General features: G+C 64.8%; 21 protein-coding genes. 7 read left to right on the top strand and 14 right to left on the bottom strand.

Going from position 1 to position 19,805, the window contains the following annotated elements:
- Nucleotides 1–12: 12 nt before the first annotated feature.
- Nucleotides 13–468, bottom strand: a complete 456-nt coding sequence (locus BC1002_RS27570) for a hypothetical protein (protein WP_013093279.1) — start codon at nt 466–468, stop codon at nt 13–15.
- A 479-nt stretch (nt 469–947) separates the two neighbouring features.
- The gene (locus BC1002_RS27565) at nt 948–2,063 is read right to left on the bottom strand and encodes a YVTN family beta-propeller repeat protein (protein ID WP_013093278.1); all 1,116 of its coding nucleotides are present in this window, start codon (nt 2,061–2,063) and stop codon (nt 948–950) included.
- A gap of 179 nt (nt 2,064–2,242) precedes the next feature.
- Here BC1002_RS27565 and BC1002_RS27560 point away from each other — a divergent pair, with 179 nt between their 5' ends.
- The 5 genes from BC1002_RS27560 to gph all read left to right on the top strand — a co-directional run bounded on the left by BC1002_RS27560 (nt 2,243) and on the right by gph (nt 5,939).
- A complete protein-coding gene (locus tag BC1002_RS27560) occupies nt 2,243–3,034 on the top strand; it encodes an energy transducer TonB (RefSeq protein WP_013093277.1) in 792 nt (263 codons plus the stop codon).
- Between the two features lie 59 nt (nt 3,035–3,093).
- A complete protein-coding gene (locus BC1002_RS27555) occupies nt 3,094–3,864 on the top strand; it encodes a MotA/TolQ/ExbB proton channel family protein (protein ID WP_013093276.1) in 771 nt (256 codons plus the stop codon).
- Complete coding sequence (locus BC1002_RS27550; protein ID WP_013093275.1) at nt 3,855–4,277, top strand: ExbD/TolR family protein; 423 nt, start codon at nt 3,855–3,857, stop codon at nt 4,275–4,277. The genes BC1002_RS27555 and BC1002_RS27550 overlap by 10 nt, the downstream gene beginning before the upstream one ends.
- A gap of 151 nt (nt 4,278–4,428) precedes the next feature.
- On the top strand, nt 4,429–5,256 hold the full coding sequence (locus BC1002_RS27545; protein ID WP_013093274.1) for an HAD family hydrolase: 828 nt from the start codon (nt 4,429–4,431) through the stop codon (nt 5,254–5,256).
- Nucleotides 5,247–5,939: a phosphoglycolate phosphatase gene (gene gph / locus BC1002_RS27540; protein WP_013093273.1), complete on the top strand. Its 693-nt coding sequence runs from the start codon at nt 5,247–5,249 to the stop codon at nt 5,937–5,939. The genes BC1002_RS27545 and gph overlap by 10 nt, the downstream gene beginning before the upstream one ends.
- 9 nt (nt 5,940–5,948) lie before the next feature.
- Here the strand turns inward: gph and BC1002_RS27535 are convergent, their stop codons facing one another.
- The 8 genes from BC1002_RS27535 to BC1002_RS27500 form a co-directional block, all read right to left on the bottom strand.
- Nucleotides 5,949–6,611, bottom strand: coding sequence for an ankyrin repeat domain-containing protein (locus BC1002_RS27535; protein ID WP_013093272.1), 663 nt, complete (start codon nt 6,609–6,611; stop codon nt 5,949–5,951).
- A 15-nt stretch (nt 6,612–6,626) separates the two neighbouring features.
- Complete coding sequence (locus BC1002_RS27530) at nt 6,627–7,247, bottom strand: c-type cytochrome (RefSeq protein WP_013093271.1); 621 nt, start codon at nt 7,245–7,247, stop codon at nt 6,627–6,629.
- Nucleotides 7,244–8,977: a pyrroloquinoline quinone-dependent dehydrogenase gene (locus BC1002_RS27525; RefSeq protein WP_013093270.1), complete on the bottom strand. Its 1,734-nt coding sequence runs from the start codon at nt 8,975–8,977 to the stop codon at nt 7,244–7,246. The genes BC1002_RS27530 and BC1002_RS27525 overlap by 4 nt, the downstream gene beginning before the upstream one ends.
- A gap of 395 nt (nt 8,978–9,372) precedes the next feature.
- Nucleotides 9,373–10,245 (bottom strand): VOC family protein, encoded by an 873-nt coding sequence (locus BC1002_RS27520; protein WP_013093269.1) that lies wholly within the window; start codon nt 10,243–10,245, stop codon nt 9,373–9,375.
- 87 nt (nt 10,246–10,332) lie between these two features.
- Nucleotides 10,333–10,761 carry an RT0821/Lpp0805 family surface protein gene (locus BC1002_RS27515; protein ID WP_013093268.1) on the bottom strand — a complete coding sequence of 143 codons (429 nt, stop codon included), beginning with the start codon at nt 10,759–10,761 and terminating at the stop codon, nt 10,333–10,335.
- An 18-nt stretch (nt 10,762–10,779) separates the two neighbouring features.
- A complete protein-coding gene (locus BC1002_RS27510; protein WP_013093267.1) occupies nt 10,780–12,531 on the bottom strand; it encodes a SulP family inorganic anion transporter in 1,752 nt (583 codons plus the stop codon).
- 82 nt (nt 12,532–12,613) lie between these two features.
- Nucleotides 12,614–13,573, bottom strand: coding sequence for a DUF2950 domain-containing protein (locus tag BC1002_RS27505; protein ID WP_013093266.1), 960 nt, complete (start codon nt 13,571–13,573; stop codon nt 12,614–12,616).
- Between the two features lie 9 nt (nt 13,574–13,582).
- Nucleotides 13,583–15,139, bottom strand: a complete 1,557-nt coding sequence (locus tag BC1002_RS27500) for a DUF3300 domain-containing protein (RefSeq protein WP_041735256.1) — start codon at nt 15,137–15,139, stop codon at nt 13,583–13,585.
- Nucleotides 15,140–15,421: 282 nt separating this feature from the next.
- On the opposite strand from BC1002_RS27500, the gene BC1002_RS27495 reads away from it, so the two are divergent.
- Nucleotides 15,422–15,895 (top strand): glycine zipper family protein, encoded by a 474-nt coding sequence (locus BC1002_RS27495; protein WP_013093264.1) that lies wholly within the window; start codon nt 15,422–15,424, stop codon nt 15,893–15,895.
- An 18-nt stretch (nt 15,896–15,913) separates the two neighbouring features.
- Entirely contained in the window at nt 15,914–16,501 is a 588-nt protein-coding gene (locus tag BC1002_RS27490; protein ID WP_013093263.1) for a hypothetical protein, read from the top strand.
- A gap of 15 nt (nt 16,502–16,516) precedes the next feature.
- Here BC1002_RS27490 and BC1002_RS27485 read toward each other — a convergent pair whose 3' ends face one another.
- Genes BC1002_RS27485 through BC1002_RS27470 form a run of 4 tightly spaced genes read right to left on the bottom strand, consistent with a single transcriptional unit; the run spans nt 16,517 to nt 19,801 of the window.
- Nucleotides 16,517–17,533 (bottom strand): hypothetical protein, encoded by a 1,017-nt coding sequence (locus BC1002_RS27485; RefSeq protein WP_013093262.1) that lies wholly within the window; start codon nt 17,531–17,533, stop codon nt 16,517–16,519.
- A gap of 19 nt (nt 17,534–17,552) precedes the next feature.
- Nucleotides 17,553–17,810 carry an RNA-binding protein gene (locus tag BC1002_RS27480; protein ID WP_013093261.1) on the bottom strand — a complete coding sequence of 86 codons (258 nt, stop codon included), beginning with the start codon at nt 17,808–17,810 and terminating at the stop codon, nt 17,553–17,555.
- Between the two features lie 20 nt (nt 17,811–17,830).
- Nucleotides 17,831–18,613: an enoyl-ACP reductase FabI gene (gene fabI, locus BC1002_RS27475; protein WP_013093260.1), complete on the bottom strand. Its 783-nt coding sequence runs from the start codon at nt 18,611–18,613 to the stop codon at nt 17,831–17,833.
- 12 nt (nt 18,614–18,625) lie between these two features.
- The gene (locus BC1002_RS27470; protein ID WP_013093259.1) at nt 18,626–19,801 is read right to left on the bottom strand and encodes an acetate/propionate family kinase; all 1,176 of its coding nucleotides are present in this window, start codon (nt 19,799–19,801) and stop codon (nt 18,626–18,628) included.
- Nucleotides 19,802–19,805: the final 4 nt, after the last annotated feature.

Here is a 19,805-nt window from a genome sequence, read left to right as displayed (position 1 = left end):
GTGCGTCCGGCATTACGCCTCCTCTCTGTGACCAAGATAAACATATATCGATTGAGCGCCGTTTGTTTTATAGCGTTTAGTGCGCCCCAAACCATCCGTTACGCCGTGGACGAGCGAACCAGACGGCAGACGAACCGTATAATACGTGTCGCGCATAATCCGGCCGTCACCGTCTTTGAGTGTGTATTGCTCGTCGTGAGTCCAATCGCTAGACGTTAGCGCTGGCGCTGCCTTGCGTCGGCGACAGTTGCACGCCCATGCGTAACCCAGCGCTTCGGCCATGGCATAACCGGATTTCATCTTCCGAACCCTGTCAAACGGAAAGAACTCGCCGGTTTCGGCGTTCAGGGCCTGTGCGTGCGGCATCGGCGGGAAGTTTGAGTAGATCGAATAGGTGATACGGCAAAGGTCGCATTCTTCCTCAACTGTCCAATCCGTTCCACTGCTTTGCTGTTTAAGTTGCTCCATTACACTCCTCAAGAGTTTTCAGGCGACACCTCGCGAATTAACCATCGAAACGGACCACGGTCAACCGCATTAATTCGGGATAAGCCCGTTTTGACAACTATTTACGATTCTGGTGATTACAGGTATCTCATTTCTATTGCATATTTCTGCTGACGCGAAATCGGGATTGACCAAGCGAGTGGAAGTAACGATCGGACAGGCCGATGCTCAGCGCAGGGTTGCAGTGCAGCGCCCAGACCCCGCCTCGCGGCGACGCCTTCGCGCTCCACTAAAAGCCCTTCGCCACGATCAGACTGGATAGGGACTTGCACCCCGGAACTGTTGAGCATGCCCGGCACACGTGAAAAAGCCGCCCATCTCAGGCGGCTTTGTTGTGCCCGTTCTCGTACAGCGGTACAAGACAGGAAGTCAATACCAACTCAGCAAAGCAAAGCCAACCGACCTCAAAAAATCTGCAACAGCCTCTTCGCCAGCCTCACTCAATGCGATTCGATCGACCCATCGCTATGCGGATACGTGACGATGCCCCACGCGAGCGGAAGCTCACCGATCTGCTTGAGCGGCTGATAGCTCTTCGCGTCGAGCACGTACACTGCGTCGGAGCGCCCGCACGCGACCATCAGCTTCGAGCCGTCCGGCGTGAAGCTGAAATGCCAGCAGCGCTGGCCGACCGGCACATCGGCGACATGTTCGAAGGTGTGGCCGTCGAACACCTGCACGACCTTGTCGCGCGCAGCAGCCACGAAAACCCGCTGACCGTTCGGTCCGAACGCGACGCCATAGGGACCAAGCCTCGTATCGACCGTCTTGACCACCTCGAATGTGTGCGCGTCGATCACGACGAGCTTGCTGAGCGACTCCAGCGTGACCACATAGTGCTTGCCATCGGGCGACAACCGGATGCCGCGCGGCCGGCCGCCCGCCGCGAGCTTCACGGTTTTGATCGGCGCGCCGGTTCGTGCGTGATAGATCGACACCGTGTCGTCGCCTTCGTTGGTGACGAGCATCATCTGTCCGTCGCGCGAGAATTCGATGCCTTCGGTCTCATGTCCGCTCGTGACCGAACGCATCACGTGCCAGTTCTTCATATCGATGATCGCGATTTCGGCGGGCGGTTTGTTCGCGTCGTCGTCGTCCGCGCCGGGCTTGTTGCCCGCGTTCGCTTCGGGTTTGTTGTCCCCTTTCGCCTCCGGTTTGGCTCCCGGCGGCCCGCCGTCCTCGCCGGGCTCGTAGGTCACGTACGCATAGCCGTTGTGCACCCGCACATATTCAGGGTTCTTGCCGATCTTCACGCGCTTGACGACCTTGCCGGTGGCGGTGTCGAGCACCGCGAGATCGTTGGTGTTCTTGTTGGCAACCAACAGACGCGTGCCGTCGGCGTTCAGGCTCAGGCCGCGCGGGCCGTCCGCGCCGACCGGAAAGGTCTGCGCAAGCGTCATCTGGTCGAGATCGATCACGCCGACGCCAGCCTTCTCGCTCGTCACATAGGCGAGCGGCGCGGCCGAGGCATGCGCGGCACTCGCGGCCAGCACGAGCGCGCAAGCCAGCGCGAGGGAACGGCGTGGCGGTCGGGGGGAAATCCGTGTCTCCAGCATCGTTGTACTCCGGGTTGATATCGCCGCGCCGCGATGATTCGCGTCATCGTTTCAAGGTAGCCCACCGGGCGATTGTTTGACAACGCGGATCGGCGGGAGATTTTCCCGAATTGCTTCGCGCTGGCCGTCGCGGGTTTGAAAAGCGGGGTTCGCGGAGGACAATGAGCGCGGAGGTGGCGATGATGCTGCAAGTTGCCGTGGTGCACCCAGGAAGTTCTACGAATGCCGCGACCAGCTACCGTCGGGCGGCTATCGTGTTGGGCGCCGTGATCGTCGCGCATCTGCTGCTGCTCGCCATCGCGTTGAGCGCGCGCAACCGGATCGTCGAGCGTCCAGTCGAGCCGCGCACGATCACCGCGTTGCTGCTGAGCCCCGAGCCTCCCGCTCCGGTTGTTTCTCCTTCCGCACCGCCCCCGCCCGCCGCTGTCGTTCCGCCTGCGCCCACGCCGCCGGTCCCGCATTCCGCCGCGCGCATCAAACCGGCGCCTCAGCCGCACGTGCAGGTACCGCGCCGGATGGAAACGCCGATGCCCACGCCGTCTTCGACACGCGCAAGCACCGCGCAGCCCGTCACGCCAACCACCGCGCCATCGGCGGCACCGCAGGCCGCCGTGCCCACCACGCCAATGGCCGCCGCGCCGTCGACGGCATCCGCTCCCGCCGCCCATCCCGCGGCGCCCGCGTCGACCGAGCCGCGCAGTGTGTCGCATATCGACTGCTCGATTCCGAAGCCCGACTATCCCGACGTCGCAAAGCGGCGCGGCGAGCATGGCACGGCGATCGTGCGCTTCGTCGTCGGTCTGACCGGGCATATCGAAACGGCGCAGCTGCAAACCAGCAGCGGCTCCACGCGGCTCGACGACGCGGCGCTCGCCGCCGTGCATGCGGGCGCCTGCCAGCCCTACACCGAAAACGGCACGCCGGTGCGCGCCGCGTACTCGCAGTCGTTCGTATTCGGACTGACCGAGTGACCGAGCCGATGTAACCGAACCGCGAAACAGACCACCGACGCCAAACGAAGGAACTCGCCATGCAACATTACGGACTCGCAAACGTATGGGATTCGGGTGATTTCGTCACGCGCGGCATTCTGGGCGTGCTCGTGATCATGTCGGTGCTGTCGTGGACGGTGCTCATCGTGAAGCTGTGGCAGGTGATCCGCCTCAGGCGCGTGACCAGCCAGAGCGATGCGCGCTTCTGGAGCGCGGACCGCTTCGACGACGGGCTGCACGCCCTCGGCTACCCGGATTCGAGCGCGCACGACAACCCGCTGCTCGCGCTCGCGCTGGCGGGTCATGAAGCCGCTACGCATCATCGGCAGACGCAGCAGCAGTTGCACGACCGCATCGACGTGTCCGACTGGATCACCCGGCGTCTGCAGGACACGATGGACGAGACGATCGCACGTCTGCAAAGCGGCCTCGCGATCCTTGCTTCGATCGGCAGCACCGCGCCTTTCGTCGGGCTGTTCGGCACCGTATGGGGCATCTACCATGCGCTGATCGTGATCGGCGAGACCGGTCAGACGTCGATCGACCATGTCGCCGGCCCGGTCGGCGAGTCGCTGATCATGACGGCGTTCGGGCTCTTCGTCGCGATACCGGCCGTGCTCGGCTACAACGGACTGACGCGCGCGAACCGCTCGATCGTCGCGCGCCTGAAGCGCTTCGCGCACGGCTTGCATGCGTACTTCGTGACCGGTGCGCAATTGCCGTCGAGCGCCGGACCGCAGATGCGCGTGGTGCCGCGCGGCACCAACGCGACGAACGCAACCCGCGACGGAGACCTCGAATGGCAATGAGCCCTTTCTCCGACGACGACGATCAAGGTCTGATGAACGAGATCAACATGACGCCGCTCGTCGACGTGATGCTGGTCCTGCTGATCATTTTTCTCGTCACCATTCCGGCGCTGCAACACGCGGTCAGGATCGATCTGCCGCATGCGAGCAGTCAGCCGGAAGCGGTCAAACCCACGCATGTGGACGTCGCGGTGCAAGCGGACGGCACGGTGCTGTGGGACGGTCAGCCCGTGACCGACGACGGCTTGCGCGCGCGCATCGCGCACGCCGCCCTCGCGACGCCGCAGCCGGAGCTGCATTTGCGCGCCGATCGCAAGGTGCCGTACGAGCGGGTCGCTGTCGTGATGTCGGCGGCGCAAAGCGGCGGGCTGACGAAGATGGGCTTCGTAACCGATCCGCAGCTGGGTAAATGACCTGTGACGCGGCGCGCGAATTGCGGCGTGCTTGCCGGCACATAATGCAACGCTTATCGGCGGCGAAAGAATCTCTGAATTTGAATCGGCGGACGGCTCGGCTATCGTGGTGCGTGTCCGAACGGCACCCCACCCTCGCGAGGACCGCACGATGCAAGCCCTTATCTTCGACGTCGACGGCACGCTCGCCGACACCGAGACCGCTCATCTGCAAGCGTTCAACGCCGCGTTTGCGGAAGCGGGCCTCGACTGGTTCTGGGACGAAGCGCTCTATTCGGGCTTGCTGAAAGTGGCGGGCGGCAAGGAACGTCTGCTGCATTACTGGCGCACGGTCGAGTGCGAGGAAGCCGCGGGCCCGCGAGCGCGAGAGGCCGTCGACGCGCTGCACGCACTGAAGACGCGCCACTACACCGAGCGCTTGCGCGAGCGCGGCGTGCCGCTGCGACCCGGCATCGCGCGTCTGATCGACGAGGCGAACGAGGCCGGCCTGCGCGTGGCGATCGCGACGACCACGACGCCCGCCAACCTCGACGCGCTATTGCACGCGCATTTCGGCGCCACCTGGCGCCATCGCTTCGCGGCGATCGGCGACGCCGGCACCACGCCGGCGAAAAAACCCGCCCCCGACGTCTATCGCCACGTGCTCGACCAGCTCGGCTTGCAGCCGGCCGCCTGCCTCGCCTTCGAGGACTCGCGCAACGGCCTGCTGGCGGCGCGCGCCGCGCGCGTGCCGGTCGTCGTCACGCCGAGCACTTTTACCGCGCACGAGGACTTCGATGGCGCGCTGGCCGTGCTGCCTCATCTCGGCGATCCGCATGCGCCGATCGTTCCGATGGTGCGCGGCGAATGGCATCGCTGGGTGGATCTGGCGACGCTGCGCCGCTGGCATGAAGACGCCACGCGTCGTCCCGATTCGGCTGCGCGCGGCGCACTGAACGCGGACCAGGCGAACGCGAACGCGAGCGCGTCATGGCGATGAACCGCGGCGACCACGCTGTCCTGATCGATCTGGACGGCACGATGGTCGATACCGCGCCGGACATCGTCGCGGCCGCCGGCCTGATGCTGAAGGACCTCGGCGCCGCGCCGCTGCCGTTCGACATGGTGACCGGCTTCATCGGCAACGGCGTGCGCAGGCTCGTGCGACGCTCGCTGGACGCGGCGGGCCTCGGCGGGCACGTCGAGCTGGAGCACGCGCAGTCCGTGTTCGAGCGGCACTATGCGGTGACCAACGCGGAGCTGGGTCGGGTCTATCCCGGCGTGATGACCGGGCTGCGCGCGTTGCGGCAGAATGGGTACCGCTGCGCGTGCGTGACCAACAAGCCGCAGGCGCTGGCGGCGGCGTTGCTCGATAAAACGGGGCTCGCCGCTTATCTGGACGCGCTGGTCGCGGGCGACACGGTGGCGAGCATGAAGCCGTCGCCCGAGCCGCTTTGGCACGCGTGCCGGCTACTGGATGCCGAGCCCGAACGTTGCGTGCTGGTCGGCGATTCATCGGTCGATGTCGCGGCGGCGCGCGCGGCTGGTCTGCCGGTCTTCATCGTCAGCTATGGCTATGGCAGCGCGAGCAGCGCCGACCTGCCGCGCTGCGACGCGCTGATCGATTCGTTCGAGGCATTGCCGGCGATTCTGGCGCAAGCTCTGCCGGCATTGCGCGGGTGATTCGGGCCGCTAACTCGCAGACAACAATCCAGCGACCCGCGCCGACTTCGTCTGCACCGCGATATCTTTCGCCGTCATTCCCCGGTTGTCCTTCAACGACCGGTTCGCGCCGCGCGCGAGCAACAGCTGGGCGGTCTCCGCGCGATCGTATCCCGCCGCCCACATCAGCGCGGTCAGATCATTCTTGTAGGTCCGGTTCACGTCGACGCCGGCATCGAGCAATTGACCGACGACCTTCGTTTGCCCCTCGCCTGCCGCGTATTCCATCGCCGTCTTGCCGACGCGATCGGTCGCGAGCGGATCGGCGCCATGCGCGAGCAGCAACGCGACGATCTCGTCGAAGCCGCCGTAGGCCGCGGCCATCAGCGGCGTATCGCCCGGCGCGTTCGCATGCTGCACGTTCGCGCCGCGTTCGATCAGCGTGCGCGCCATCGCCGTATCGCCCTTCTTGCACGCGGTGACGAGCGCAGTGTCGCCGATCCGGTTCATCGCATCGACCGACGCGCCGCGCTGCAACGCCGCGACGACCGACTGCTGATCGTCGTCCTTCGCGGCAGCGAGCAATTGGCGGTTGATTTCCCCCTGGTCCTGCGCGAGCACCGGCATGCAAGCGCCGAATGCGCTGGCGAGTAGAACGGCGGCTGCAAGTGGCCGAGTGAACATTGCTCTCATAGTGTCTTCCCCGCGCTATTGCAGATTGTTGATATAAGCGGCCAGATGATGGATGTCGTCGTCGGTCAGATTACGCGTCACGCTGGTCATATTGCCCGCATCGTTGGTGCGCGTGTGCGAGCGAAAGTCCTGCAACTGCTTGACGATGTACTGATAGTGCTGGCCCGCCACGCGCGGAATTTCGTTCTGCCCGGAAAAGCCGCCCAGGTGGCACATCGTGCACAAGACCTCGGCGGCCTTCTTGCTGCCTGCTTCGATGCTCGCGCCATCCGCCTTGAACGGCACCGATATGGGCTTCTGCGCGGCGAAGTAATCGGCGAGGTGCTGCATGTCCTCGGCCGACAGGTTCGCCGCCATCGGCGACATGCGCGGATCGCTGCGCCGCCCCTGCTTGAAGTCCTTCAGTTCCAGATATATATAGCGCGCGGTTTGCCCGGCCAGAATCGGATAGTCGGGACTCGTCGAATTGCCCATCGGCCCATGGCAGGCCACGCACACCTGCGCTTTCGCCTTGCCCGCCTCGGCGTCGGCGCGCGCGCCCGACGGCAACCATGCGGCGATCGATCCGCCGCACAGCAGCGCCACCCATGCAGCGCGCGCCCCACCCGGCGCTCCCCGCGGCGCCGGCCCCCTCATGGCACCGCGAACACGATGACGCTATTGCCGCGCTTGAAGTCGAGCTGCGTATTGCCGCCCGCCGCGACCGCCACGTACTGCTTGCCGTTGACCGTGTACGACACGGCCGGCGCGTTGACGCCCGCGCCGCACTGGAACTCCCACAGCTTCTTGCCGTTGGCGGCATCGAACGCGCGGAACAGGCCGTTGCCCTCGCCGTTGAACACGAGGCCGCCCGCCGTCGCGAGTACGCCGCCGATCAGCGGCTGGTCGGTCTTGTAGTCCCACGCGACCTTGCCGGTGTCGACGTTGACGGCCGACAGCTTGCCCCATTGCGCCTCGGACGGAATCACCTTGAACGCGCCGCCGAGCCACAGCTTGCTACCGCCCGGATAAGCGGCGTCCTCGACCTGGTACGTCATCGGCTGATGCAGGTTGGCCGCGTAGACGAGGCGGGTCTGCGGATCGAACGCGATCGGCGACCACTCGACGCCGCCGTTCGCGCCCGGCAACATGCGCGCACCGGCCGCGGTCGGCAGGGTCCACATGTTTTCCTGCGGAATCATCGCCTGCGAGAAGCGGATCAGACGGCCGGTCGCGCGATCATGCACGTACACGTGACCGGTCTTGCCCGCATGCACGATGCCGGGGATCATCTTGCCGTCGTTGTCGCGCACGTCGATCAGCACCGGCGGGCTCACCGCGTCGAGGTCCCAGACGTCGTGCGGCACGTACTGGTAGTGCCATTTGTACTTGCCGGTGTCCAGATCGATTGCGACGAGCGAATCAGTATAGAGGTTGTCTCCCGGCCGGATCGCGCCATACAGGTCGGGCGACGGATTGCCGACCATGAAGTACACCGTGTTCGTCTTCCGGTCGATCGCCGGCGTCATCCACACACCGCCGCCGAGCGTCTTGTAGAAGTCGCCGCCCTTGTCGGCCAGCTGCTTTTTCTCTGCGTCGATGTCGCGCTTCTCGTCGCGGCCGGTCGCGTCTTTGGTCGCCCACACGCCTTCCTGGCCGGTTTCCGGAATCGTGTAGAAAGTCCACAGCAACTGGCCGGAATTCGCATCGTACGCCTTCACGAAGCCGCGAATGCCGTACTCGCCGCCGTTCGTGCCGATCAGCACCTTGCCGTCGACGACCGCCGGCGCCATCGTTTCCGAGTAGCCCTGGTCGGGATCGGCGATCTGGGTTTGCCACAGCACGTTGCCGGTTTTGGCGTCGAGCGCGACGAGCTTGGAGTCGAGCGTGCCCATATAGAGCCGGTCACCCGAAATCGCGACGCCACGGTTGTTGGGCCCGCAACAGAACGTCGTGACCGGACCCATCTTGTGCTTGTAATGCCAGTACTCCTTGCCCGTCGTCGCATCGACCGCGTACACGTGATTGAACGACGTGGTCAGGAACATCACGCCGTCCTTCACGATCGGCGCCGTTTCCATCGACTCGTTGACAGCCGTCTGGAAGATGAACACCGGTTTGAGCTTCGCGACGTTCGTCCTGTTGATCTGCGAGCCCGGGTAATAGCGCGTCTGCGCATACGAGCCGTTCGGATGCAGCCATACCGCCGTCATGCTGCCGGCTCGATCGAGCTGATCCTGGGTCACGGGCTGAAGCGTCGAGGGCACCGGCGCGGCGGTGGTGGTCGTGCTGTTCTGTACTTCGTCGGCGGCATGAGCCGCGGGCAAGCCGAACGCGAGGGCGAGCAGTGGCAGGCCGACAATTCCCTGAATACGGTTGAATGGCATGAGCGTCTCCTAGCTTTTTATATTCCTATGAATTGCAGCGCAGGAGCGCGACATGGACCCACGCGGACGACAGCGTGAAAGAACACGATGGCGCAACCCTCGCAGACAACAAAAGCGTACGACTTCGAATCGTTGTTTAGCTCTGTCACGACGGGTCGGCTTCGCAGAGGAGGAGAAGTGATGCACGGGTCCGCGGCAAACCGGCTCGATTAAGGGTAGGCGATGTGTTGTGGATTTTCTAGAGTAAAGCGTTAAGGAGTAGCGAGCGATCGACGCGCACCGTTGTCGCCATTTACTGCCGCCTGGTCATCGTTTTCACCTACGTTGCGGCGGGCGGGCTACGCGTCGAATACGCTCATGAGTTTTTCCACTGAATAGACCGCTCATCGAATTGATCAGAACCGCCCACCGCGCCAATCGGCACCCTGCAGATAGTTCCGGTTGGTCTGTTCCGGATTGCGGTTCACCAGAGGTCGCGCATAGAGCGGATGATGCAGGCTGCGCACTTCGTGCTCGAGCCTGAAGCAACGCTCTCCGGACGCCAGATCGACGAGGTCGGCAAACCGGTATTGATGCGGCTCCTCTCCATATACGAGGCCTTTTTCGGCCAACCGCCTGAACGGCTCCGAAAAAGCCGCGGTGTAAATGGCGATGTGGTGCCCGTCGTATTCAGGAACGGGCTCGGTCGTTTCCGCATACAGCAGTTGCTGATGCGTGCCGATGTCGATGATGGCGCGGTGCAAGCCATGCTTCTCTTCGATGTCGACGGGCGCATCGAACATATCGCGATAAAAGCGCGCGATAGGCAACGCGCTGCCGACCGGCACATCAATCTTCACGAACGCGATGCCCAGATCGATTTGCGACCACGGAGCCGACGCGGATCGATTGCCGGGATCGAGGCACTCGTAGCGGTTGCCCCACGGACACGTCACTTCGACGCTGCCTGCGCGCTCCGTCCAGCCGAACCCGGTGCCGGCGAGCAACGGCTCGACCGAGCGCAAACGCTTCACCAGCGCGTCGAGCTCGCCCACCACGAGACCGACACTGCCGCGCAAACGTTGCGCCGCCCCGTGCGGCAAGTGAATCTGCGAGCGGCCGATGTTGATCCACATATTCTCGACCCCGGTCATCACGAACGGATCTCGCGTGAGCCCGAGGCCGGTGACATAGAAGGCGGTCGCGAGAATCTGGTTGGGGATCTTCAGGTTGACGTGTTCGAGCAGGATCAGATTGCCGGTATCGTCGTTAGCGTAGGAGTGTTCCATGTGTCTGCCTTGTGCATGAGCCGCGAAACGCTGCGCAAATTATGCATCAACAGCGCAAATGGTTCGTATCAAGCGACGCGCACGGGCTTATCTCTTCAGAACCTTCCACGGTCCATCGCCGGTTTTGCAGACGATCGGCGTCCAGGTTTGGGTCTGTCCTTTCGCAACCGCGGTCAGCGTCGCGGTCCGGCAGGTTCGATCGCCGTCCTTCGTCGTGTCCTGCGGCGTCACCGTGCCCTTGATCGAAACGGAATTGCCGGTGCCCGCATTGCTCCACTCGTACGATTCGCCATCCTTCTTCGTATCGAGCGCCTTTTGCGCCGCATCGTTGAGCGCTTTACGGTCGGCTTCGTGCATGTAGGTGACGGGCGTGTCCTTCAGAAAGTTCAGGTTCGCTGCATGGCACAAGACGGGGCTGGCGAGCAGCGCCGCTGCCGTAAGCCACTGCGTGATCGTGAGGCTGTGGACGGCGTCGTGTGTGAGCGCGCACGCGCCGGAAAGCAATTGACGTGACATTTGGTCTTCTCCTCGATATCATCCGCGACCCGCTTCGTCCGCGAGATCGCCGTTTTGCTGGAATGCGTCGACGAAGTCGGCCACCGAGCCGCGCCGGCTGATGTGGCCGACACGAACCTCGAGCCCCTCGGCGCGCAGCAGGTCGCGCACGTCCGCGTGAGCGCCGACCACCTTCATCTCGGTGTCCGCCGCCTGCAGCGCGACGTGCATCGCTTTGAGCATGCGCGCGCCCGCCAGATCGACGACCGGCGACGCCGACAGATCGCAGATCACGAGCCGCACCGGCTCGGGCGCGGCGCGAATCATGCGCCAGATCGTCTCGCGCACGTGCTCGACGTTGAAGTACAGCAGCGACGCCTCGACCCGCACCGCCAGCACATGCGCAATCGTCTCGTTCTCGGCATGGCGTTCGAGATCGGAGAAATAGCGCGTGCCGGGAATACGGCCGAGCATCGCGACATGCGGATGCGCGGCGCGGCGGATGATCAGCAGCATCGACACGAGCACGGCGACGATCACACCCTTCAGGATGCCCAACAGCAGCACCGCCGCGAACGCCACCATCGAAATCGCGAATTCGAAGCGGCTCACTCGCCACACATGACGCAATTCGCGGACATCGACGAGGCCCTTCACGGCCACGAGCACGATCGCCGCCAGCACGACGTTGGGCAGATTCGCGAGCAGTCCGGTGAGGAACATCAGACAGAAGCCGATCGCCAGCGACGCGAAGACCAGCGCCAGCGGGCTTTTCGCGCCGGCCTTGTCGTTCACCGACGATTGCGACAACCCGCCTGCGACCGGAAAGGCCTGGAACAACCCCGCCGCCAGATTCGCCGCGCCGAGCCCGAGCAATTCCTGGCGGGCGTCGATCTCGTCACCATGTGCCTGCGCGAGCGCGCGCGCGGCCGAAACGCTCTCGACATAGGCGAGCAACAGGCACGCGAACGAGAGCGGGATGATGCCGTCGACATCGCTAATCCGCAGCCCCGGCAGACGGAATTCAGGCAAGCCCTGAGGCAGCGCGCCCACCAGCGTGAAGCCGCGGCTCGCCAGCGACGTGGCGGACAACGCGACGATCGACGCAGCGACCACGGCGAGCGCCACCGGACGCCCAGGCAGAAACTTTTCGCCGAGCAGCAGCAACGCAATGCAAACGAGGCCGAACGCGAACACGCTGACGTTGGTCAGCGGAAGCTGCCCCCACAGCACGGCGATCCGTTCGAAGAAAAATTCGCCGCCGCCTTTCACGCCGAACAGTTTCGGCAACTGGGTCATCGCGATCGTCAGCGCGGCGCCTGCCTTGAAGCCGAGCAGGATCGTCTCGCTGATGAAGCTGACGAGCGAACTCAGGCGCAGCAGCCAGCCGATCACACACATGCACGCGATCAGCACCGACGTGAGCGCTGCGATCGAAGCCCAGCGCGCCGGGTCGCCGTCGGCCATCGACGCAACCGTCACGCCGACCAGCATCGAGATCGCCGAGGTCGGACCGACCGCGAGCTGGCGCGACGACCCGAACAGCGCGTAACAGAGGCCCCCGACCAGATAGCCGTAGATGCCGTATTGCGGCGGCAAGCCGGCGAGCGACGCATACGCGAGCGAGACCGGAATGCCATAGGCCGCGAGCGTCACCCCGGCGACCGCGTCTTTCGCGAGCCAGCGAGGCTGATAGCTTCGCAGCCATTGCGCGGGAGGAAACGCGCAGCGCCACCCGCGCGCGGGTGGCGTGGCTGACGCGAGGCCGGTGACGCTGGGTGGGTGATTCAACGTAGCGCCTCGAGTACGGAAGCGGAGCTGACGGAAGCACGGGCGCGCTGCGCGGGCATGGCCACAGCCGACCCCGAGCGGTTCAGAGCGAATCCTTGACGCGCTGCCACGTGTGATCCGGATTGAATTCGGTCACAGGCGGCGCATGCGCGCCACGGTCTTTCTGGTAGATCACGCCGTTGTTGCTGACCATGAAGGTCATCACGCCGCTCTTGCCGTACTGCGCCGGATAAGCGACCATCGCGAACCCGGCGATCATGTGGCCGTTGATCACGTAGCTGAACGCGCCGCCCGGCGCGTTCTTGCCCTGCCGCGTCAGGATGTGGAAGTGGTAGCCCCGGTAAGGATCGCCCACCGCGTGGCCTTTCAGATATTCGGAACTGGCGGCGACGAGCGGGCCGAACGGACTTTCCTCTTCGTCGCTGTTTTCGTCGGTATGCCAGTAGAGACCGTCCTGCTTGCCCGGCGTGCTGGCCAGCTTCTGCGCGTATTCGTGCAGGCCGTCGTGGTTCCGGTCGCGCGACGCGTATTGGCGCTGCGCGTCGAGATAAGCCTCGAGCACCCTGATCGCTGCGAGTTCGTTGGAGCCGATGCGTCGATTGATCAGTTCTTCTTCGCCCTCTTCGGTCGCGAAGCGCCAGCCGTCGCCGTCCTTGACGATCGGTATCGGCATCGGCCACGCCTCGTCGCCGACCAGCAGAATCCGCCGGTTCGGCCCCCTGTCGTCGAGCACGTGATACGCGTCGAGCTCCCTGCTCGCCTTGGCCCAGTTCGCCTCGTTCTCCGCCTGATCCGGCGAGACCACGAGGCTCTTGTGCGTCTCGCCGAAGATGGCGACGAGCGACGCTTCGTCGTCGGTCTTCAGTGCGCTGGACAGCGCGGCGACCGCGTCTTCCGGGGTGGCGAAAGTGCGCTGCCCTGCGGCAAACGCCGCCAACGGCACCGACAGCGCGAGCACAATCGCGCACAGCCGCCGCGATGAGGCCACGCGTCGCCGCGAAACGTCGCGTGCGCGCTTTCCGGTGATGCTCTGCCCACTCATGGCTGCTCCTTATCGCCGTCCGCCGCCGCGGCCGCCACCACCGGCCCGCGGCGTGAATCCGCCACCGCCACGCCCGCCACCGGAAAATCCGCCGCCGCCACCGCCGCCGCCGAATCCACCGCCACCGGCGTATCCGCCTCCGCCGCCACGCGCCGCCGATTGGCGGCTCGCCGCGCCGCGCGCGCTGTTGGCTTGCGCGTCGCGCGCGGAGCCGTAGCCGCTGAACGCATCGCCGCCGCGCGCGCCGGTCGACGCGGTCGGACGCTGGGACGGCTGCGGCCGCCCTTGGGCACCGGCGCCGCCACCTGCGAAGTTCGCGCCGGCACCGCCGCCAGCGCCGCCACCAGCGCCGCCACCCGCAAAGTTTGCGCCGGCAACGCCGCCCGCTCCGCCGCGGTTGCCGCCTGCCAACCCACCGCCCGCGCCCGCACCCGCGCCGCCGCCGCGCGACGGCGGATCGCCGACCCGCTGTGTGCGCGCCGAGCGATCCGAGATACCGCTGACCTGGCCGGGCTTCTTGTCCGGGGTCCACGCGGAGGTACCGCCTCCCTGCCCGCGACCACCGCCGCGGTTGATGTCGGCGGTGTTGACGTTGCCGGAGTTGATATTGCCGCGCTCGACGTTCCTGTCGCCCCGGTTGACAGTTCTATCGCCGCGCTCGACGTTTCTTTCGCGATTGATGTTGATGTTGTTGTTGCCGCCGCCCCCGTAATGCGTTTCATAGTGCCCGCCGTTCCAGGCGGCGGTAATCGCCGCGCCCCAGATCAGCCCCGTCGCGAGCGCGGCGCCGGGCGCGTACGGATAGTAGTAGGCCGGATATGGGGTCGGCGCATACGCGTAGGTCACGGGCGCACTGGCCACCACGACGGTCTGCGGGTTGTACTGCGGCACGTAGATCACCTGCGGATCGGCCGGCTGGATCTTGATCACTTCCTTCTCGACGACCACGACCTGCTTGTCGTCGGATTTCAGATGCCCCGCCGATTGCGTTTGCCGCCGGAAGCGCTGAATCGCTTCGAGCACCGAACCCTGGTCGGCGACAACGGCTTCGCCGAGATCGATCGTCCAGTCGAGATCGGTGCTCATGTTCTTGACGATGTCGGGGTAATTCAGCAGCGCCTTCACCGGATCGTGCCACGCGTCGTTGAGCTTCAGCGACTTGTTGTTTTTGTACTGGTCGAGAAAGCGATCGGCCTGCACGATTTCCACGGGATAGGTGGACGCAGGGAGGATGATCGCGATCAGGTCGTCCGGATACAGCGCGATCGGCCCGACCAGCTTGTCGAGCGTTGCCGCGGGAATCGGCGCGTTCGGAGCGGCGTTCGCCGGAGCGTTCGCGGCCGGCGCCTGCGCCAGTGATACCGCAGTAGAGAACGCGCCGCAGCACGCCAGAAGCGCGGCGCCCAGCACATGGCTGACGCGTCGCGCGCGCCTCGGCTCGTCGTCGAGCGCCGTTGCAAACGGGACGGTGCGTGCACGAGCACGCGAATCGCGGTCCATCGATGCTTCCCCTTGCGCTTCGTTAGCGGCCTCGGACTGCATCGCTACGCGGCAATCCACGGCCATAATCCTTGACAGACAGTTCTCCGAAGCAATGGAAACGACCTGCATCTGTTGCATGAATACAGTTTGGAAATCACGGACGATATTGCAAATACGACCTTGGTCCGATTGCGCGCGACAGCCGCGCGACACCATGATGAAAGCGAACCTGCCATTGCTGCGCATCCACCGCGCGGCAACCGGTCCCACCAGAATTCCCATTCACGGGTGCCGGTTGCGCCTTCACGCCTGAACAACCAGGCAGCCGGCGACGCGCACCCGTCAGTGCCCACGCAAGGAGCTGTCGTGAAGAAATCGACGAAATATGCCGTTATTGCAGCGTTGACGGCGTCGCTATCGCTGGAAGGCATCGCGCAATCGAGGCCGATAGCGTATCCCGCCAGAGGGCAAAGCCCACAGCAACAGCAGCAGGACGAAGGCGCCTGCTATGCGTGGGCGAAGAACAATACCGGTATCGACCCGACCCAGGTCGCCAATGCGCCGCCCCCGCCTTCCGGCCCCGCGGTGGGAGGCGGCGAGCGCGTGCAGGGCGCCGCGCGCGGCGCGGCCGGCGGCGCGATCATCGGCGCGATTGCGGGGGACGCCGGCAAGGGCGCGGCGATCGGCGCGGCGACCGGCACGATGGTCGGCGGATCGCGCGCACGGCAAAACCGGCGCGCGGCCGCGGCAAATTCGCAGGCGCAAACGCAGGGCTCGATGGACACGTTCAATCGTGCTTTCGCCGCATGCATGTCAGGCCGGGGTTACACCGTCAATTGATCGCGCAAGGGGAACAGAATGATTAACCGCAAACTGATCATCGCGGCGGCGCTCGTGTGCGTCGCGAATACGGGGTTCGCTCAGACGGAGACACCGGTCACGGTCCAGAGCGAGCCCGGCAAAGTCACCGCAACGAGCACCGTCAAAACGACGTCGACGGTCGTCGGCATCGAGCCCGGAACACGCACCGTCGTGCTCAAGGACGCGAAGGGCAAGGTCGTGCAGGTCGTGGTCGGCGAGGAAGCGCGCAACTTCGATCAGATCAAGGTCGGCGACGTGGTCAAGGTCGAGTATTCGCAAGCTCTGACCATGATGCTGAAAAAAGGCAAAGCGCCGCTGACCGCCAACGAAACGCAGACGCTCGAACGCGCACCGGAGGGCGCGAAACCCGGCGGCTCGGCCTCGCGCCAGGTCACGATCATGGCTAACGTCATCGCGGTCGATCACCAGAGCGGCGTGGTCACGCTGAAAGGCCCGCAAGGGAACATGGTGGATCTGGTCGTGCAGGACCCTGAACAACTGAAGCGGATCAAGAAAGGCGACCAGATACAAGCGGTCTATACCGAGGCCGTGGCCATCGCCGTGGAGCCGGTCGCCGGCAAATAGCGGGCATGGCTCGCGTCAGATCAGACGGTGCGCTTGCGCGAGGTCGCTGAGGGCCGGCGAAAAGTCAGCGCGCCGGAAACGCACCGTCGAAAAAACCCGCATCGCGTTTGGACTCGCCGGCAGATGCGCAAGGCGAAACTCGATTTCGTGCGCGGGCCGTGTATCGCCGTCCTCCACGACGACGTTCATCCGGTCGAGCCGGTATTTGCTCCTGCGCACATAGAAATGCGCATCGGGAGCCTGCAGTACACCGCACATCACGTCGAGATGCCGCTCCAGCGCCTCGGTCTTCAGGCCCAGCTGCGCCAGAGCCTGATCGTTCTCTTCGATCTGCGCCTGCAGCTTCGCCACTTCCGCGTAATTCGACGATGCGTCGCTACCCAGCAGCGAGCGCACGCCCGCCCCTTGCCGTTCGAGAATCGTCAGACGCGTTTTCAGCAGCGCCCTTTCGCGTTGCAATTCGTCCTGTCGCGCGGTCTCGACCTCGATCTTGCCAAGGCCTTCGAGCACCAGCTGATCGACGATCCGTAACACGATTTCCCGCCGCAACGCGGCTTCGGATTCGCCGCATACGCGCACCTGGTGATCGCTGAAGTTGAGGGTCGTCTGCGCGAGGTCGGTCTGGGTCGTCTCGCCCTGTTGGCCGACGCCGAAAATGTGCCGCTCGTCGAAGGCCATGCCGAGCACCGCGAATACCTGATCGGCAACGGGATGATCGTTGAAGAACGCGTTCAGCTGGTGTGAGCGGTTGAAGACCGGGCAGACGTCGTCGGGCGTGGCGAAAAAGGCGTGGATGTACGGGTCCGTCGCCCACGCCGCCGCGCTCGCTTCGCGCGCGGGCGGCACTTCAGCGGCGAGCCGGTCCAGGTACGCGAGCGTGTGTTGCGCCGCGGGCCGCAAGCGCGACGCATAGTTGCGCGCGAGCCGCAACGACGGACAGAGCCCGACGATCCGCTCGACGATTTCCTTCGCCTGCTGATCGTCGCTCTCTTCGGCAGCGGTGCGCTTCGTCAGCCACGACAACAGACCCATATCCGGCTCCCGCCGCCCGTTACGACTCGTCGCGCTCGGGCAGCAGCTGCGCGACGATCGTATGGTTCTTCCAGAACAGGTTATGCACGCGGTTTTGCAGTATGCGCAGCCCTTCCGTGGACACGTCGTCGAAGACGACCACCGCACCCGGACGCGAACCCGTGCCGTGCACCCGCTGGATCGAGCTGAAGCGCGGGAACCCGTAGCGAATCAGGAACTCGCCGATTTCTTCGTCGGAGACGCTTTCCTCGACGTTTCCAAGAAACAGTTCAGCCATGATGCTTACTCCTCCAGACCCTAAGCAACGATGTTCAATCCGCCGTCGATATACAAGGTGGAACCGGACACCCGCCGCGCATACGGCGTGGCCAGAAACGCACAGGTATAGCCGACGTCCATGATGTCGACCAGTTCGCCGAGCGGCGCGCGCTGCACCGCTTCGTTGAGCAGCAGTTCGAAATCCTTCAGGCCCGAAGCAGCGCGAGTCTGCAGCGGTCCGGGAGAAATCGCATGCACGCGGATGCCCTTCGGTCCCAGCTCGAACGCCAGATAGCGCGCGCAGGCTTCGAGCGCCGCCTTGACCGGCCCCATCAGGTTGTAGTTCGGCACGACCTTGTTCGCGCCGTAGTAGCTCATCGTCAGCATGGTGCCGCCGTCTTTCATCAGCGGCGCGGCGAGGCGCGCCATGCGCACGAACGAATGGCAGGAGATATCGATCGCGCTCAGGAAGCCCTCACGCGACGATTGCAGCAAGCCGCCCTGCAGATCCGCTTTAGGCGCCCATGCAACGGCGTGAACGAGAATGTCGAGCTCCCCCCATGTTTTCTCGATCCGGTCGAACACGGCCTCCATTTCGTCCTCGCCCGTTACGTCGAGCGGCATGAAGATCTCGGCATCGAGTGCTTTGGCGATCGGTTCCACATAAGGCGCCGCCTTGTCGTTCGCATAGGTGAGCGCGACGCTCGCGCCGAGGTCGCGAAACGCCTTCGCGCATCCGTACGCAATCGAATGCTCGTTGGCGACGCCGGTCACGAGCGCCTTCGCTCCTTCCAGAATCAAACGCGGTTGCTCGACAGACATGGTGAAACTCCTCTATGGGGCGATAGCGCGCGTATGACGGGCAATCATCAGTTCCTCGTTGGTGGGCACGACCCAGACCGCCAGCTTGCTCGAAGCGGTCGTGATCAGCGACCCGTTCGCCCGATTGGCCGCGTCGTCGAGTTCGGCGCCAAGCCACGCGGCGTCGCGCACGATGCGCTCGCGGATCTCGACCGCGTGCTCGCCGATGCCGGCCGTCAGCACCAGTGCGTCGATCCCTTGCATCGCCGCGGCGAGACTGCCGAGTTCGCGCCCGATGCGGTAGGTGTAGACGTCGATGGCGAAGCGCGCGCGCGGGTCGTCGCTGTCGAGCAGCACGCGCATGTCGCCGCCGATGCCCGACAGGCCGAGCAGCCCCGAGCCCTTGTAAATGAGGTCCGCGATCGCCTGCGAATCCATCTTCAGCTCGTCGAGCAGATAGAGAATCACGCCGGGGTCGAGGCTGCCGCAACGCGTGCCCATCGGCAGTCCTTCCACCGCCGTGAAGCCCATCGTGCTGGCCACGCTCCTGCCCGCGACCATCGCGCACATGCTCGCGCCGTTGCCCAGATGCGCGACGACGGTGCGCCCCGCCGCCGCAGCCGGCGCGATCTCGGGCAGCACGCTCGCGATGTATTCGTACGAAAGCCCGTGAAAACCGTAGCGCCGCACGCCGTGGTCGGTAATCGACGGGGGCAGCGCATAGGCCTGCGCGGTCTCGGTCTGCGTGCGATGAAACGTGGTGTCGAAACACGCGACCTGTGGAAGATCGGGACGCAGCTGCGCAAGGATGCGGATCGGCGCCAGGTTGTGCGGCTGATGCAGCGGCGCGAGCGGGCTCAGGCTGTCCAGCTGGTCGATCACCTCGGGGGTGACGAGGATGGGGCCGGCAAAGCGCTGTCCGCCATGCACGACGCGATGCCCGACCGCCTTCAGCTGATTGCCGCTGCCGTGGTCGCGCAAGAAAGCGCCCAGATATTCGATCGCGCCCTGATGGCCAAGGCGATGGCCGTCGCCCCATTCGTGCGAGCTGACATTGCCGTCGCTATCGATCGCGCGAAAGCGCGGGTTCGTGTAAAGCGCTTCGATCTGGCCGCGCAGAACGAGCTCGAGTTGCGCGTGTTGCGCGTCGAAGGCTCGGAACTTGAGGCTCGACGAACCTGCGTTCAATACGAGGATCACATCCGACATGGCG

Source organism: Paraburkholderia atlantica (assembly GCF_000092885.1).
GTDB lineage: Bacteria > Pseudomonadota > Gammaproteobacteria > Burkholderiales > Burkholderiaceae > Paraburkholderia > Paraburkholderia atlantica.
Note: the sequence above shows the minus strand (reverse complement) of the source record. Positions and strands in the feature narration are given on the sequence as shown.

What these genes read in the sequence shown, in the direction of transcription:
- BC1002_RS27505 (WP_013093266.1), bottom strand. Translation starts at nt 13,573, where the DNA reads ATGAGTGGGCAGAGCATCACCGGAAAGCGCGCACGCGACGTTTCGCGG.
- BC1002_RS27485 (WP_013093262.1), bottom strand. Translation starts at nt 17,533, where the DNA reads ATGGGTCTGTTGTCGTGGCTGACGAAGCGCACCGCTGCCGAAGAGAGC.
- BC1002_RS27535 (WP_013093272.1), bottom strand. Translation starts at nt 6,611, where the DNA reads ATGAGAGCAATGTTCACTCGGCCACTTGCAGCCGCCGTTCTACTCGCC.
- BC1002_RS27480 (WP_013093261.1), bottom strand. Translation starts at nt 17,810, where the DNA reads ATGGCTGAACTGTTTCTTGGAAACGTCGAGGAAAGCGTCTCCGACGAA.
- BC1002_RS27500 (WP_041735256.1), bottom strand. Translation starts at nt 15,139, where the DNA reads ATGGCCGTGGATTGCCGCGTAGCGATGCAGTCCGAGGCCGCTAACGAA.
- BC1002_RS27570 (WP_013093279.1), bottom strand. Translation starts at nt 468, where the DNA reads ATGGAGCAACTTAAACAGCAAAGCAGTGGAACGGATTGGACAGTTGAG.
- BC1002_RS27520 (WP_013093269.1), bottom strand. Translation starts at nt 10,245, where the DNA reads ATGGAACACTCCTACGCTAACGACGATACCGGCAATCTGATCCTGCTC.
- BC1002_RS27550 (WP_013093275.1), top strand. Translation starts at nt 3,855, where the DNA reads ATGGCAATGAGCCCTTTCTCCGACGACGACGATCAAGGTCTGATGAAC.
- BC1002_RS27470 (WP_013093259.1), bottom strand. Translation starts at nt 19,801, where the DNA reads ATGTCGGATGTGATCCTCGTATTGAACGCAGGTTCGTCGAGCCTCAAG.
- BC1002_RS27525 (WP_013093270.1), bottom strand. Translation starts at nt 8,977, where the DNA reads ATGCCATTCAACCGTATTCAGGGAATTGTCGGCCTGCCACTGCTCGCC.
- BC1002_RS27515 (WP_013093268.1), bottom strand. Translation starts at nt 10,761, where the DNA reads ATGTCACGTCAATTGCTTTCCGGCGCGTGCGCGCTCACACACGACGCC.
- BC1002_RS27555 (WP_013093276.1), top strand. Translation starts at nt 3,094, where the DNA reads ATGCAACATTACGGACTCGCAAACGTATGGGATTCGGGTGATTTCGTC.
- BC1002_RS27545 (WP_013093274.1), top strand. Translation starts at nt 4,429, where the DNA reads ATGCAAGCCCTTATCTTCGACGTCGACGGCACGCTCGCCGACACCGAG.
- gph (WP_013093273.1), top strand. Translation starts at nt 5,247, where the DNA reads ATGGCGATGAACCGCGGCGACCACGCTGTCCTGATCGATCTGGACGGC.
- BC1002_RS27530 (WP_013093271.1), bottom strand. Translation starts at nt 7,247, where the DNA reads ATGAGGGGGCCGGCGCCGCGGGGAGCGCCGGGTGGGGCGCGCGCTGCA.
- BC1002_RS27490 (WP_013093263.1), top strand. Translation starts at nt 15,914, where the DNA reads ATGATTAACCGCAAACTGATCATCGCGGCGGCGCTCGTGTGCGTCGCG.
- BC1002_RS27560 (WP_013093277.1), top strand. Translation starts at nt 2,243, where the DNA reads ATGATGCTGCAAGTTGCCGTGGTGCACCCAGGAAGTTCTACGAATGCC.
- BC1002_RS27565 (WP_013093278.1), bottom strand. Translation starts at nt 2,063, where the DNA reads ATGCTGGAGACACGGATTTCCCCCCGACCGCCACGCCGTTCCCTCGCG.
- fabI (WP_013093260.1), bottom strand. Translation starts at nt 18,613, where the DNA reads ATGTCTGTCGAGCAACCGCGTTTGATTCTGGAAGGAGCGAAGGCGCTC.